Below are 13,615 nucleotides of genomic sequence, written 5' to 3'. Positions count from 1 at the left end.
CCTGGCCGTGATGACGGACGAGACAGACGGAACAAGCGAAGTGGAACCCACGGTCCCCGACTCACTGGTCATCGACCTGACCGAGGTACGGGACGCCGAGGGCCTCCAACGACTCCTGCAGAGGGAGCTGCAGTTCCCCGACTTCTACGGCCGGAACTGGAACGCTTTCTGGGACGCGGTCACCGGCCTCGTCGACCTGCCGTACGAGCTGACCTTCACCGGATGGGACGCCTTCTCGGCGTCGCTCCCGGCAGAGGCCGGCACACTGCGTGAACTCCTCGACGACTACCTCAGCGAATACGGCCAGTACCACGCTGTCCCTCGCCGCATCCGCTACCAGTAGTGCCGGCTCATCGCTCCGCGGTGGGTGCCGGCCCTCGGGCCCGCACCCACCGCGGGGCTCATCCGGGCGGGTCCAAGGCCCGGACGGGTTGGCGCGGTACGTCCACGCGACGGCGTCAGAGTTCGGCGGTGGTCGCCGTCGCCGGGTGGAAGTTGACCCGTTCCCTGACGACCGGGAAGCCCGCCTCGGCGAAGCACGCGGCCATCGGGATGTTGCCCCGGTCGGTCGCCGCGCTGATGTGCTCCGCCCCCTGTTCGACCAGGTGGCGGGTACATTCGACGAGCAGGTCGTAGGCGTAGCCGTGACCGCGGTGTTCCGGGACCACTCCGATGAAGCCGATGGTGGGGCCCGAGGGGTTGTGGGCCGGGATGTGGATGCCGGCCAGGTCGCCGTCCGGGGTGTGCGCGGTGCGCCACCACTCGCGCGGGGACGGGCACCAGTGGAAGAAGTCGAGCTCCTCCTGCGCGGCCTGGTCGAGGCCGCCCTCCTCGACGGCCTTGAGCGCGTGGGCGTCCAGGGTCGCGGAGTGGATGCGGCGCAGCGCGTCGAAGAAGACGGTGTCGTCGGGTTCGGGGCGGAAGTTCAGGCGGCCGGGGCGGTCGGGGAGGCCCCGGTCAGGGGTCCAGCGGTACAGGAAGCGTTCCACCAGGAGTTCGTAGCCGGCGGCGCGTGCGGCGGTGAAGCGCGCCTCGGCGGCCGCGCGCAGGACGGGGTCGTCCCGCCAGCCGCCGGGCAGGTTGATCTCGAGCTCGACCTGCCGGGGCGCGGAGCGCAGCAGTTCGGCTCCGGCCTTCTCCTCGCCCTCGGCCACGTCGAACCAGTTGATGTTGACGGGCTCCGGGTCGTCGGGCCCGCCCCACCACGCCCCGCGTGCCACGACCTCGCCGTCGCGCAGGACGACGCGCTTCCAGTCGGGGCGGAAGCGCGTGCGCCGGTGGGCCTCACGGGCCCCCAGCGGGTCGGGAAGCGCGTCGAACAGGTGGGCGTCGCTCGCGGAGAGCGTACGGATGACCAGATCGGTCATGGGATCCTCCAGGATGCGTGCGGCAGGTTCGCCTGCTGCCGCTCGGAGCGCTCCCGGTCAGAACTCGTCGCGCACGCCGGGACGGTGGGGAAGGGAGCGCTGGAAAGGTGGGAACCGCACGGCACTCGCCTCCTTCCGTCCGAGTCAGGGCGTGGGAGCACACGCTACGGGGGTGTCCACGATTCGTCCACGGCATTTGAGTGCTTCCAGGGCCACCGCCGAGGGCGAGCCTGGTTCCGCCGTGAAGGTGACCAGGGACTGGTGCGGCTCCTTCGGGACGTCGAACGTCTGCTGGGTGACAGTCAGTTCGCCGACGGCCGGGTGGGAGAGCGTGTGCACGTCGCGGCCACAGGGAGCGACGGTGTGGGCGTCCCACATGCTCCTGAACTCCTGGCTCAGCGCCGTCAGTTCGGCGATCAGCGCGGCGAGGTGTGTGTCGCCCGGGTTGCGGGCGGTCAGGATCCGGAGGTTGCCGACCACCGCGCGTGCCTTCGCCGGCCAGTCGCGGTAGAGGGCGCGGGTGGGGGCGTCCAGGAAGACCAGGCGGGACAGGTTGGGCCGGGTGCCCGGGGATTCGGGCGCGGCGAAGTCCAGGTGCGCGGCGAGGAGGGCGTGGCCGGTGCGGTTCCAGGCCAGTACGTCGTTACGGCGGCCGACGACCAGGGCGGGCACGTGGGCGGCCATCGTGGTCAGCAATGTACGCAGGTCGGCGGACACCTTCTCGTCGTCGCCGGATGTGGCCGGGCGGGTGCGGTGACCGGTCGTCGGGGACAGGTCGTGCAGGTGGTCCCGCTCGGCCGGGGACAGGTGCAACGCCCGTGCCAGCGCGTCGAGGACTTCGGGTGAGGCGTTGCCCTGTTGGCCCTGTTCGAGCCGCGTGTAGTACCCGGCGCTGACGCCCGCGAGCAGCGCGACCTCCTCCCGGCGTAGCCCGGGGACGCGCCGCCGGTCCCCGTACCGGGGCAGGCCGACGTCGTCGGGGCTCAGCCGCGCCCGCCGCGCCTTCAGGAACGCGCCGAGCGGTGATGTGCGGTCCATGCGCCCAGTATGCGCGGGAGCGGTGTCCCGCAGCCTGCACCTGTCAGGGGTAGGCAGGGGCGGGGCTGGTCCCGCGGGGCGAGGGGCCGCAGAGTCGGTCGTACGGCCGCCCCGTTCTCCGTGGAAGCGGTCCGCCACCCTGCCCCGGCCCCGTACGAGGGAGACCCATGCCCACCGCCCGCACAGCATCGCCCCAGGTCACCACGCTCCGTCTCGGAGACGTCGAGATCACCCGGGTGATCGAGTTCTCCGACATCTCCCCGATGACGACCGACGTGTTCTTTCCCGGCAGTACGCCGGAGGAGTGGCGACGGCACGCCGCGCTGCTGGACCCGGACCACTGGGACGCCCGTACCGATCTCACCCGGGTCGCCACCCAGTCGTGGGTGCTGCGCAGTGAGGGCCGGGTCGTCGTCATCGACACGGGAGCGGGCAACGGCAAGTACCGTCCCCTGCAACCGATCTGGTCGTACCTGGACACCGGCTACCTGGCCAACCTCGCCGCCGCCGGCGTCCGCCCGGAGGACGTCGACCTCGTCGTCAACACCCACCTGCACGACGACCACGTCGGCTGGAACACCTGCCTCGACGGCCGCGACTGGGTGCCCACCTTCCCCAACGCCACGTATCTGATGCCGGCGATCGACGTGACGTACTGGCATCCCGACAACCTGCACCGCACACAGTTCGGGCGGGGCAACCAGAACGTGTACGAGGACAGCGTCCAGCCCGTGATCGACGCGGGGCTCGTCACGACCTGGGAGGACTCCTACGTCATCGACGGCAACCTCCGGCTCGAGCCCGCCCCCGGCCACACCCCGGGTTCGGCGGTCGTCCACCTGGAGTCCGGGGGCGAGCGTGCGGTGTTCGCCGGGGACCTGCTGCACGGCGCGATCCAGATCCACGAACCGCATCTGAACAGCTGCTTCGAGGAGGACGAGGAGGGCGCCCGTGCCAGCCGCGCACGGATGTTCGCGTACGCGGCCGACCACCGCGCCCTGATGTTCCCCGCCCATCTGCCGGGGCAGGGCGCCTTCGAGATCCGTCGGGAGGGCAGCGGTTTCGGGCTCGCCCGGTGGGCGCCGTTCTCCCGTACGTGACCGCCGGTCAGTGGCCGTGTCGCAGCGGCTCACTGAACGCTGGTGCGGGCCACGGCCTCCAGTTGTCCGGGGTTCACCGGTTCCTGCGTCGCGTCGTGCGTCAGCGTGAGGCCGGTGCCCGTACTGTCCGCCCGCCGGACGGCGCCGTGCCTGTTCTCCCACTCGACGAAGCTGCCGGGAGCGCCGTCGAGCAGCCCCAGTTCCCGCACCAGCGTGTCCAGGGGGCGAAGCCGCGGGCGTCGCCCTTGCTCATGCTCCGGGTGCGGGTGTTGTGGTAGCGCATCTTGACGAACGGCACCTCGGTACGGTCGAGCTTGTTCGGCTGCAGCATCTTCCGGAACCTGCCCCATGCCTCCTCCTCGTTCTCCCTGCCCGAGATCTCACTGGTGAAGGCGGGGAAGACGGCGTAGGTGACCGCGGACAGCTCGGGGGTCTCGGTGGCGTGGTAGCCGTGCACCTCGGCTGCCGCCACCCCCACGGCGTCGAAGGGTGTCCCGTCGTGATGGAAGCCACCGATGGCCACCAGGGGGCTGCTGCTGATGGTGCGGGTCAAGTCGAGTGGTCGTTGGTCCGACTCACTACGCTGAGCGCCTTCGCACCTCGGGAGGTTCGGTTGGTACGGCGGAGCACGCTCGGACAGGACTTCCGACGGTTGTGGGCAGCCTATGCGGTCAGCGCAGCAGGCAGTGCCATCGGCATGGGGGCGTTGCCGCTGATCGCCCTGCTGGTGCTGGATTCCTCGGCGTTTCAGGTCTCGGTGCTCGCTGCGTTGTCTGCGGTGGCCAGCGCGGTGATCGCTCTGCCGCTCGGTGTGCGCATCGAGCACCAGTACAAGCGGCCGGTCATGATCACTGCCGATCTGACCCGCTGCCTGCTACTGGCGAGCGTTCCCGTCGCCATGGCGTTCGACAGGCTCACCTTCACCCAGCTGTGCGTCATCGGCGTTCTCCAGACGGCCACGTCTGTCGCGTTCGACGCGGCGAGCGGTGCGCATTTGAAGGCACTCGTCCCGCCCGAGCACCGTCTTCGCGCCAACAGCCTGTCCGAGACGACGAACTGGATCAGCGTCAGTGCCGGCCCGCCCGTCGGCGGGCTTCTCATCGGGATCCTGGGCGCGGCGGCCACGATGGTGGTCGACGCGCTGTCCTTCCTCGGATCGGCTGTGGGCATCCGTCGCATCCGGCGGCCTGAACCCGCGCCACCGGCACGATCCGCCACCGCTCACCTTGGCCGGGACATCGCGGTCGGCTGGCAATACCTCCTACGCCACCCAGGGCTACGGGCGCTGTTCTTCAACGCGCTGCTCTTCGGCGGATCCGTCATGATGGCCTCCCCGCTGATGGCCGTCCTCATGCTGGATGACCTCGGACTGGCACCGTGGCAGTACGGACTCGCCCTTGGACTGCCGTGCCTGGGCGGTGTACTGGGCGCACGCCTGACTCCGCTCCTCACCCGGTGCTTCGGACAGCGTCGCATTCTGCTGGTGTCCGGTGTGGCACGCACGCTGTGGACGATCCTGCTGCCGCTGACGCCCTCCGGCGCCCTCGGCCTGTTCATCATCGTGGCCGCCGAATTCGGCTTGCTCCTCTCCGCCGGGTTCTTCAACCCGTCGTTCACCACCTATCGCATGGCAGCCACACCAGACGCCTTCATGTCCCGAGTCGGCACCTCGTGGTCGGTGGGCGCGAAGACATGCCAGGCCGCATTCGTAATCGCCGGTGGCCTCATCGCCACCGCCGCAGGCGTACGCGGCGCCCTGCTCATCGCCGGCCTGCTGTGCATGGCGAGCGCGCTGCTCCTGCCATGGCGAAGGGCACGCTTGTCCAGCGGGCATGTTTCCTTGCCTACGACAGAAGCAGTTCCGTCCCCGGCCACGGACAGCCCAGCCACGTAGCGGCTTCCTGGACTGCAGGGACGAGACTTCGTCAACCCGGCTTAGTGTCCGCGTCTTTGACGACGGCCTACAGGGCCACAAGCACATGGCCAAACCTTCCACCTCCTTCGTCCCCTGCCGTCCCGCGCATCGACGAACCGGCCCGTCCAGCCGTCCTGGTCCGAGAGGAAAGGGATCCACTCGCTGCGCCAGAACGGCGCGTCCGGCTGGTCCGGCGGGTCGAAGCCCGCGGGCGAGTGCCGGTTCGCGTACAGCCTCTCCATCGCGCGGACGCCCAGGAAGAAGCTGCCCTCGTCCGGGAAACCGTCGAAGCCGCAGCACTGCACCTCGTCGTCCGCCTCGTCCTCGGGGATGTCGAGGTTGTTGTCACGTTCATGCCCCGCTTCCCCTCCTGCGCTCCTCGACAGCCGTCACCTCAGCGGGACTTCGCACCACACCGTCTTCGTGTACGGGTCCCCCGCCGTCGCGCCCCAGTGGGTGGACAAGGACTCGACCAGGAGCAGGCCCCGGCCCGACTCCGTTTCGGGGTCGGCCGGAGTGAGCGTGCCGGGGAGCGGGGGGCTGCGGTCCGGGCGGGCGTCCGTGACCTCGATACGGAGCGTGGCGTCCTCCGCGTACAGGGTCAGGCGCAGGGCGAAGTCCCGGCCCCGTGCCTGTCCGTGACGTACGGCGTTCGCGGCCAGCTCGGCCACCAGCAGGGACGCCGTGCGGTTGCCCTCGCAGTCGTACGGCCAGCCCCACGACGTCAGTTGCTCCGCGGCGAGGTGCCGGGCCAGCCGAGCTCCCCTCGCCGTCGACGACAGGCGGATGCGGAAGTGGCGGGCGGGGCCGGTGTGTTCGTCCACCGGGGCGATCTCGACGTTCATGTCACTCAGCGTGGTCATCCGGCTCCGTCGTGAACAGTCCCGGCGACCGGACCCGCACGCGCCGTACGGAAGCCGTCCGGGCCTGTCCGGGTCGCGGCGCGTGACATCCGGCGCCCGGCGTGAGTTGTGCACCTGGAGGTGTGGGGACATGAGCGTGGAGCCTTACGGGGCGGACGAGGAGTCGGCGGCGGTGCTGCGGACCGTCGGCCGCGTCATCAAGATGTGCCGCGAGCGGGCGGGGCTGACCCAGGCCGCCCTCGGCGCGCAGATCGGATACAGCGAGGAGCAGGTCTCCTCCGTCGAACGGGGGCGGCGGGCGCCGATGGAGGAGTTCCTCGACGCCGCCGACCGGGTCCTGGAGGCCAACAGCCTCATCAGCGCCCTGAAGGGGGACGTGGAGAAGGCCCGCTTCCCGAAGAAGGTCCGGGACTTGGCCAAGCTGGAGGCCGAGGCGGTCGAGATCTGCGCCTACGACAACTCCGTCGTCAACGGTTTGCTACAGACCGAGGAGTACCTCCGGGCTGTGTTCGGCTCTCGGCGCCCGGCGTTCTCGGAGGAGGAGGTGGACCAACTCGTCGCCGCCCGCCTGGCCCGGCAGCGCGTCGTCGAAGGCACGCCGCCCTGCACCGCCTTCAGCTTCGTGCATGATGAGGCTGCGCTGAGGCGGCGGGTCGGGGGCAAAATGGTGCTGCGCCGACAGCTCGAACGGCTGTTGGATGTGGGGCAGAGGCGAAATGTGGAGATCCAGGTTCTTCCTCTGGATCGTGAGGACAACGCCGGGCTCGGCGGGCCGTTCCATCTGCTGCGGCTCAGGGAGGGCAGCACAGTGGCGCACAACGAGGTCCAGCGGACCAGCCGTCTGATCTCGGAGAGGAGGGAGATCCAGATCCTGGAGCTGCGGTACGGAGTTATCCGGGCGCAGGCCCTTCCGCCACGTGAGTCACTGGCCTTCATCGAGAAGATCCTGGGAGAGACATGACTGCGAAGTCCCGCACGGAGCTGACCTGGTTCAAGAGCAGCCACAGCACCGACGACGGCCCTGCCTGTGTGGAGGTGGCCGCCACCCCGGACACCATCCACATCCGCGACTCCAAGCACATAGAAGGCCCCCACCTCACCTTCACCCCCACCCAATGGGCCGCCTTCCTCCCCTACGCGTCCGGACGCCGATGACCCGACCGCTCACCGCCGCTCAGCGTCGGCTGATCGAGGCGGCCGATCCCGGGACCGGGCGTCTCAAGGGGACCGAGGCCCAGCTCACGGCGCTGGTGAAGCGCGGCCTCGCCTTCCGGCATCCGCGGCCCCCGCACGACCACTTCCTCACCCCCGCCGGGCACCGGGCGCGCGAGGCCCTGGCCGAGCCGTCCGAGCCGTCCGAGCCCAGCGAGCCGCAGGCGCCCGCCTCCACCGGAGGCGTCTTCACCGCGCGCGTGGGCGGGGAGCCCGTACCTCCCGCCGCCGAAGGGCCCGCCCGCACGCGGGAGGTCAGAAGCGCATGGCAGGGCATGCTCGAACTGCGCCGCATGACCAACTCCGACGCGTCGACGGACCGCCCCTGCGCCTGGGAGCGCACGCACCTCGTGCAGGCCGCCGCGCTCGCGCTGGAGGCGGCCGGGCACCGGCCGGCGGGGGCGGCGGAGGGCGAGGACGGCTACCGGGTGCGGGAGACCCCGCAGCCGGACGCCGTCGCCGTGCACGCTCCGGACGCCCCCACGCTGCGGGCCTGCGTGGAGACACTGGAGGCGTCGGGCTGGCAGGCCGGGGAGTACACGGAGCCGAGGACGCGGAGGCGTTACGTCCTGGCCTCTCCGCGCCGTGTCTGAGGGGCGTGCCAGGATCGGTGGATCGGGCGACGAACCGAACCGGCGTGAAGGGGACGCAGTGAGCAAGCCGTATTCCGTCCGCGTGACCGTGCGCGGATACGAGACCGACGTGCAGGGCCATCTGAACCAGGCGGTCTATCTGAACTACGCGGAGCACGCGCGCTGGTCGCTGCTCCAGGAGGCCGGGATCACCCAGGCGCGTCTTCAGGCGCACGGGGTGGGCCCGGTCGCGCTGGAGACCACGATCCGGTACAGGCGGGAGCTTCTCGCCGGTGACGAGGTGGACGTGAGCTGCGTCTTCGTCTGGGGCGGGGGCAAGACCTTCACCATCGAGCAGATCATCACGAAGACGGACGGCACGGTCGCGGCGGAGGTCAGCGCCGTGGGCGGGCTGCTCGACCTGGAGAAGCGCAAGCTGGTGCCGAGCCCGCAGGACGTGTTCCGCGAGCTGACGAAGGACACCGCCCTGTTCGGGCTGTAAGGCTCTGCCGCGTCGTCAGAGGGCGGGCTTCCGACCGGGTTCCGGGACACCGGAGCCCGGTTTCCTGCTTTCATCCGATGAAAGTTTCCTCCGTTCGGCTCCCAAGTTTCCTGGCCATCCACTCCTACAGTGGACCAGACCACCAGAGGAGCAAGGAGACTCTTTACACGCTGTGAATCTACGTGCGTAACTAATGACGCGCGCACGTCAAACAAGCACGGAACTGCCCAGGTGGCAGCGGCCGACGTCACCTCCTTCTCATCCCCACATGTGTCAGGAGGCAAGTCCTCATGCAGGTACTCCCCCACGTCTCCCGCCTCGGCAGACGCACGGCCACCGCGCTCGGCGTCCTCGGGGCCGCGCTGGCGCTCACGGCCACGTCCGCCGTCGGTGCGAACGCCGCACCGCAGCCCGACCCGCAGCCCCTCACCATCAAGCCCGGCCAGGCCTACATGGGCGTCGGCGCCCGCATCCACGAGGGCAACCCCGCCGCCGAGGAACCGTCGCGCGGGCTGCTGGCCCCCACCGACGGTGTGCAGGGCATCGACGTGTCGCACTGGCAGGGCAGCATCAACTGGACCTCCGTGCGCAACGCCGGCGTCCAGTTCGCCTGGATCAAGGCGACCGAGGGCACGACCTACAAGGACGACCGCTTCAACAGCAACTACGTCGCCGCGTACAACGCGGGCGTGATCCGCGGCGCGTACCACTTCGCGCTCCCCAACGCCTCCAGCGGCGCCACCCAGGCTGCCTACTTCGCCGGCAACGGCGGCGCCTGGTCGCGCGACAACCTCACGCTACCCGGCGTGCTCGACATCGAGCACAACCCGTACGGGGCGATGTGCTACGGCCTGTCCACCACGCAGATGCGCACGTGGATCAACGACTTCTACACCACCTACAAGTCCCGCACCGGCCGGGACGTCGTCATCTACACGACGGCGAGCTGGTGGAACACCTGCACCGGCAGCTGGACCGGCATGTCGTCCAAGAGCCCGCTGTGGGTGGCGCACTGGACCTCCGCCTCGTCGCCCACGATCCCCGCCGGCTTCCCCACCTGGACGGTGTGGCAGTACACCTCGACCGGGTCGGTCTCCGGCGTCTCGGGCAACGTCGACCGCAACAAGTTCAACGGCTCCCGCGACCGGCTCCTGGCCCTCGCCAACAACACGTGACGGACTGACAGGCCCGTACGCACGCGGCCACGCGGAGGGGCCGGACGTCCACGGACGCCGGCCCCTCTCCGCTTTCCCCCCACACCCCCTCTCCCGAGGAGTGATCGTGCATCCCAGCAACCTCTTCCGGCGCCGTCTCCTGCTCGCCGGCGCGGCCGGTCTCGCCGCCGGCGCCCTGTCCGGTGTCGCGCACGCGCGCGGCGCCGCCGTGCAGCCGGACATCGACGGCACGAAGGTCTGGGGCGCCCGGTCCCCGCAGGGGACCGTCAGCGTCCTGCAGTACCGGCCCAGCCGGATCGTGGTCCACCACACCGTGTCCGCCAACTCCACCGACTACTCCCGCGCCCGGGCGCACGCCCACGCCCACTGGGTGCAGGACCTGCACATGGACGACAACGGGTGGGTGGACACCGGCTACAACTTCCTGGTGAGCCGCGGCGGCTGGATCACCGAGGGCCGCACCGGCAGCCTCCCGGCGCTCACCGGCGGGCGGGCCTTCGTGCTCGGCGCCCACACCTCCGGGCAGAACACCCAGGCCATCGGCATCGCCTGCGAGGGCCAGTACCACGCGGGCGCGCAGCCGCCGCAGGCGCAGTGGGAGGTCCTGGTGACCCTGTGCGCGTACGCCTGCGACCAGTACGGGATCGCGTCCACGCAGATCTTCGGACACAAGGACTACGGCACGACCGAGTGCCCGGGCGTCTACCACGACATGCTGCCGGAGCTGCGCGCGGAGGTGGCGGCGGCCCGGTCCTGACCGGGCCGCCGGGCCGTCAGGAGGCTGCCGGCGCCTTCCCCGTGGTGGCGGCGAGGTCCTCGCCCGTCTCCATCGGGTGGGTGACGTCGGCGGCCTCACGGCCGCCCCGGCCCAGATGGTTGAAGACGAGGTTGAGCAGCACCGCGACGACGCAGCCCGTGGAGATGCCGGAGTCCAGGACGATGCGGGCCGTCTCCGGGAACGCGTGGTAGAACTCGGGCGCGCTGATCGGGATGACGCCGACGGCGAGGGACACGGCGACGACGAGGACGTTGTTGTCCTTGTCCAGGCCCGCCTTGGCGAGGGTCTGGATGCCGCTGGCGGCGACCGAGCCGAAGAGGACCACCCCGGCTCCGCCGAGCACCGGGCGCGGCACGACGGCGATGAGCGAGGCGGCGACCGGACACAGGCCCATGAGGACGAGGAAGCCGCCGCCGGTGGCGACGACGAACCGGCTGCGGATCCGCGTCATCGCGACGAGGCCGATGTTCTGCGCGAACGCGCTGCACATGAAGCCGTTGAACAGCGGGGCGAGCGCCGACCCCAGCGTGTCGGCGCGCAGCCCGGCCGCGATGGTCCTCTCGTCCGCGGGGCGCTCGACGATCTCGCCGAGGGCCAGCATGTCGGCGGTCGACTCGGTCATCGACACGACCATCACCACGCACAGCGAGATGATCGCGGCGAGCTGGAACTGCGGGGCGCCGAAGTGGAACGGCGTGGGGAAGCCGACGAGGTCCGCGTCGGCGACCGGGGAGAAGTCGGTGACACCGAACGGAATGGCGATCAGGGTGCCGGCGACCATGCCGAGCAGGACGGCGATCTGCTTGACGAAGCCGCGGGTGAAGCGGCGCAGCAGCAGCACGACGAGGAGGGTGATCGCGGCGAGGCCCAGGTTGACGGCCGAGCCGTAGTCGTCCGCGTCGGGGCTCGCCCCCTGCGCCCAGCCGAAGGCGACGGGCAGCAGGGAGACGCCTATCAGGGTGATCACGGTGCCGGTGACCACGGGCGGGAAGAAGCGGACCGCCTTGCTGAAGAAGGGCGCGGCGAGGAAGCCGAGCAGTCCGGCGACGATGACCGCGCCGAAGATGATCGGCAGCGCGTCCTTCTTGTCGTCGGTGGAGGCGACGATCGCGGTCATGGGGGCGACGCCGGCGAAGGTGACGCCGTTGACGAACGGCAGCCGGGCGCCGATCTTCCAGACGCCGACGGTCTGCAGGAACGTGGCGAGGCCCGCCGTGAACAGGCAGGCGCCGGTGAGGAAGGTCAGTTCGGCGGGGGTGAGACCGACGGCCGCGCCGACGATCAGGGGCGGGGCGACGACGCCCGCGTACATGGCGGCCACGTGCTGCAGGCCGGTCGTCGCCATCTTCGGCGCGGGGAGCTTCTCGTCTACGGGGTGGTCGGCCACTGCGGTGTTCCTCCGGTCGGTTGCACGCCGGGCCGGCGTGGTTGTCAGGGAGGTGCGGGCGGGCGTGGGGTACCTCCCGCTCGAGTGCGGCCGAGCGTGGGGAGGGACGGTGACGTCCGGTGGAGCGGGGGTGCGCGCCGTTCCCGGGGCGCGCCTGGACGCGCCCCGGAGACGGCCTCCGCGGATCCCTCACGGGGGTCCGCGGTCTCCGGGCCGGGAGCCGTCCCTCCCGGCCCGGAGACGTACGGGGTCAGGCCTGCCCGGCGATGCGGGCGAGCCGCCGCGCCTCGGCGCGGGTGGTGCGGGCGACGGCGTCCTCGTCGGCGGTGAGCAGCCGGCCGTTCTCGACGATCTGACGGCCGTTCACGAAGGACGCGGTGACCGGGGCGGCGGCGCCGAACACCAGGGCGGTGACCGGGTCGGCGATGGAGGCGTGGGCGAGGGTGTCCATGCGCCAGAGCACCAGGTCGGCGAGCTTGCCCGGCTCCAGGGAGCCGATCTCGTCCGCCCGGCCCAGCACGCGCGCCCCGCCGTGGGTGCCGAGACGGAGGGCCTGGCGTGCCGTGAGGGCCTTCTCGCGGTGGGCGCCGAGGCGGTTGATCAGCAGGGCGTTGCGCAGTTCGGTGTGGAGTTCGCCGGACTCGTTGGAGGCGGTGCCGTCCACACCGAGGCCGACGGGGACGCCGGCCGCGAGCATGTCGGGGACGCGGGCGATGCCTGCGGCGAGGCGGGCGTTGGAGGACGGGCAGTGGGCGACGCCGGTGCCGGTGCGGGCGAACGCGGCGATGTCGGAGTCGTTCATGTGGACGCAGTGCGCCATCCACACGTCGTCGCCGAGCCAGCCCGTGGACGCGAAGTAGTCGGTCGGGCCCATGCCGAACAGCTCGTGGCAGAACTTCTCCTCCTCCACGGTCTCCGAGCCGTGGGTGTGCAGCCGTACACCGAGGCGGCGGGCCAGTTCGGCGCCCTGACGCATCAGTTCGGTGGAGACGGAGAACGGGGAACAGGGGGCGACGGCGACCTGGGTCATCGCGCCGGGCGCGGTGTCGTGGTGGCGGCGTACCGTCTCCTCGGTGGCGGCGAGCGCGTCGCCGAGGGTCTCCACCGCGAAGTCCGGAGGCAGTCCACCGTCGGACTCGCCGCGGTCCATGGAGCCCCGGGCGAGGGTGAAGCGGACGCCCATGTCGCGGGCGGCGGTGGTGATCGCGCCGGACAGGTCGCCGGAGCCGCGCGGGAAGACGTAGTGGTGGTCCATGGCGGTGGTGACGCCGCCGCGGGCCATCATCGCGAGGGACCCCTGGGCCGCCGCGTGGACCATCGCCTCGTCGATGCGCGCCCAGGTCGGATAGAGGGCGACGAGCCAGTCGAAGAGGTTGTGGTCGGTGGCCAGGCCCCGGGTGAGCCACTGGTAGAAGTGGTGGTGGGTGTTGACCAGGCCGGGGGTCGCCAGGTGGCCGGTGGCGTCGATCCGGCGGGCGACGTTCTCCAGGCCCTCGGGGGCCGGGCCGGGGCCGAGCGACTCGATGCGGTCGCCGGCGAGGACGAGGTGTCCGCCGGCGTGCTCGGTGTCGTTCGCGTCGACGGTGGCGATCGCACAGTTCTCGATGACGGTGCGCCGGTCTGCTGCCATGGTGCGTCCTTTTCGCGTACGGGGAGAGGGCACGGCAGGACCCTGGGGTTTTGAGTGCCGTGGCCGGGCGGGTGCG

Annotated in this window: 15 protein-coding genes; 9 read left to right on the top strand and 6 right to left on the bottom strand. The window is 70.9% G+C overall.

From position 1 onward, the window contains the following. Positions 1-10: 10 nt before the first annotated feature. Positions 11-343, top strand: coding sequence for a barstar family protein (locus MTR79_RS10295; protein WP_189363489.1), 333 nt, complete (start codon positions 11-13; stop codon positions 341-343). Between the two features lie 115 nt (positions 344-458). Here the strand turns inward: MTR79_RS10295 and MTR79_RS10290 are convergent, their stop codons facing one another. Together MTR79_RS10290 and MTR79_RS10285 are read right to left on the bottom strand one after the other, a co-directional pair. Beyond that, entirely contained in the window at positions 459-1,367 is a 909-nt protein-coding gene (locus tag MTR79_RS10290; protein ID WP_244789810.1) for a GNAT family N-acetyltransferase, read from the bottom strand. 144 nt (positions 1,368-1,511) lie between these two features. Then, complete coding sequence (locus MTR79_RS10285) at positions 1,512-2,405, bottom strand: helix-turn-helix transcriptional regulator (RefSeq protein WP_244789809.1); 894 nt, start codon at positions 2,403-2,405, stop codon at positions 1,512-1,514. 167 nt (positions 2,406-2,572) lie between these two features. Between MTR79_RS10285 and MTR79_RS10280 the strand changes: the two genes are divergently transcribed. Then, positions 2,573-3,505, top strand: a complete 933-nt coding sequence (locus MTR79_RS10280) for an MBL fold metallo-hydrolase (RefSeq protein WP_244789808.1) — start codon at positions 2,573-2,575, stop codon at positions 3,503-3,505. A gap of 100 nt (positions 3,506-3,605) precedes the next feature. Here MTR79_RS10280 and MTR79_RS10275 read toward each other — a convergent pair whose 3' ends face one another. Beyond that, entirely contained in the window at positions 3,606-4,058 is a 453-nt protein-coding gene (locus MTR79_RS10275) for a hypothetical protein (protein ID WP_244789807.1), read from the bottom strand. Between the two features lie 60 nt (positions 4,059-4,118). On the opposite strand from MTR79_RS10275, the gene MTR79_RS10270 reads away from it, so the two are divergent. Further along, positions 4,119-5,399: an MFS transporter gene (locus MTR79_RS10270; protein WP_348538692.1), complete on the top strand. Its 1,281-nt coding sequence runs from the start codon at positions 4,119-4,121 to the stop codon at positions 5,397-5,399. 410 nt (positions 5,400-5,809) lie between these two features. On the opposite strand, the gene MTR79_RS10265 is transcribed toward MTR79_RS10270, so the two are convergent. Then, the gene (locus tag MTR79_RS10265) at positions 5,810-6,265 is read right to left on the bottom strand and encodes an ATP-binding protein (protein WP_244793106.1); all 456 of its coding nucleotides are present in this window, start codon (positions 6,263-6,265) and stop codon (positions 5,810-5,812) included. Positions 6,266-6,413: 148 nt separating this feature from the next. Here MTR79_RS10265 and MTR79_RS10260 point away from each other — a divergent pair, with 148 nt between their 5' ends. The 6 genes from MTR79_RS10260 to MTR79_RS10235 all read left to right on the top strand — a co-directional run bounded on the left by MTR79_RS10260 (position 6,414) and on the right by MTR79_RS10235 (position 10,501). Next, the gene (locus MTR79_RS10260; RefSeq protein ID WP_086703988.1) at positions 6,414-7,244 is read left to right on the top strand and encodes a helix-turn-helix transcriptional regulator; all 831 of its coding nucleotides are present in this window, start codon (positions 6,414-6,416) and stop codon (positions 7,242-7,244) included. Continuing rightward, entirely contained in the window at positions 7,241-7,438 is a 198-nt protein-coding gene (locus tag MTR79_RS10255; protein WP_048455437.1) for a DUF397 domain-containing protein, read from the top strand. Before MTR79_RS10260 ends, MTR79_RS10255 begins: the two co-directional genes overlap by 4 nt. Then, positions 7,435-8,088, top strand: coding sequence for a hypothetical protein (locus MTR79_RS10250; RefSeq protein ID WP_244789805.1), 654 nt, complete (start codon positions 7,435-7,437; stop codon positions 8,086-8,088). The genes MTR79_RS10255 and MTR79_RS10250 overlap by 4 nt, the downstream gene beginning before the upstream one ends. A gap of 58 nt (positions 8,089-8,146) precedes the next feature. After that, positions 8,147-8,569 carry an acyl-CoA thioesterase gene (locus tag MTR79_RS10245; RefSeq protein ID WP_048455439.1) on the top strand — a complete coding sequence of 141 codons (423 nt, stop codon included), beginning with the start codon at positions 8,147-8,149 and terminating at the stop codon, positions 8,567-8,569. A gap of 290 nt (positions 8,570-8,859) precedes the next feature. Next, entirely contained in the window at positions 8,860-9,744 is an 885-nt protein-coding gene (locus MTR79_RS10240) for a lysozyme (protein WP_048455440.1), read from the top strand. Between the two features lie 106 nt (positions 9,745-9,850). After that, positions 9,851-10,501, top strand: a complete 651-nt coding sequence (locus MTR79_RS10235) for a peptidoglycan recognition family protein (RefSeq protein WP_086703984.1) — start codon at positions 9,851-9,853, stop codon at positions 10,499-10,501. Positions 10,502-10,517: 16 nt separating this feature from the next. Here the strand turns inward: MTR79_RS10235 and MTR79_RS10230 are convergent, their stop codons facing one another. Together MTR79_RS10230 and MTR79_RS10225 are read right to left on the bottom strand one after the other, a co-directional pair. Then, positions 10,518-11,909, bottom strand: coding sequence for a nucleobase:cation symporter-2 family protein (locus tag MTR79_RS10230; RefSeq protein WP_086703982.1), 1,392 nt, complete (start codon positions 11,907-11,909; stop codon positions 10,518-10,520). Between the two features lie 250 nt (positions 11,910-12,159). Next, entirely contained in the window at positions 12,160-13,539 is a 1,380-nt protein-coding gene (locus tag MTR79_RS10225) for an 8-oxoguanine deaminase (RefSeq protein WP_244789804.1), read from the bottom strand. Between the last annotated feature and the right edge of the window lie 76 nt (positions 13,540-13,615).

This window comes from Streptomyces sp. BJ20 (assembly GCF_022869105.1).
In the GTDB taxonomy this organism is placed as follows: Bacteria; Actinomycetota; Actinomycetes; order Streptomycetales; family Streptomycetaceae; genus Streptomyces; species Streptomyces griseoincarnatus.
This window is presented reverse-complemented; position numbering and strand designations above follow the sequence as displayed.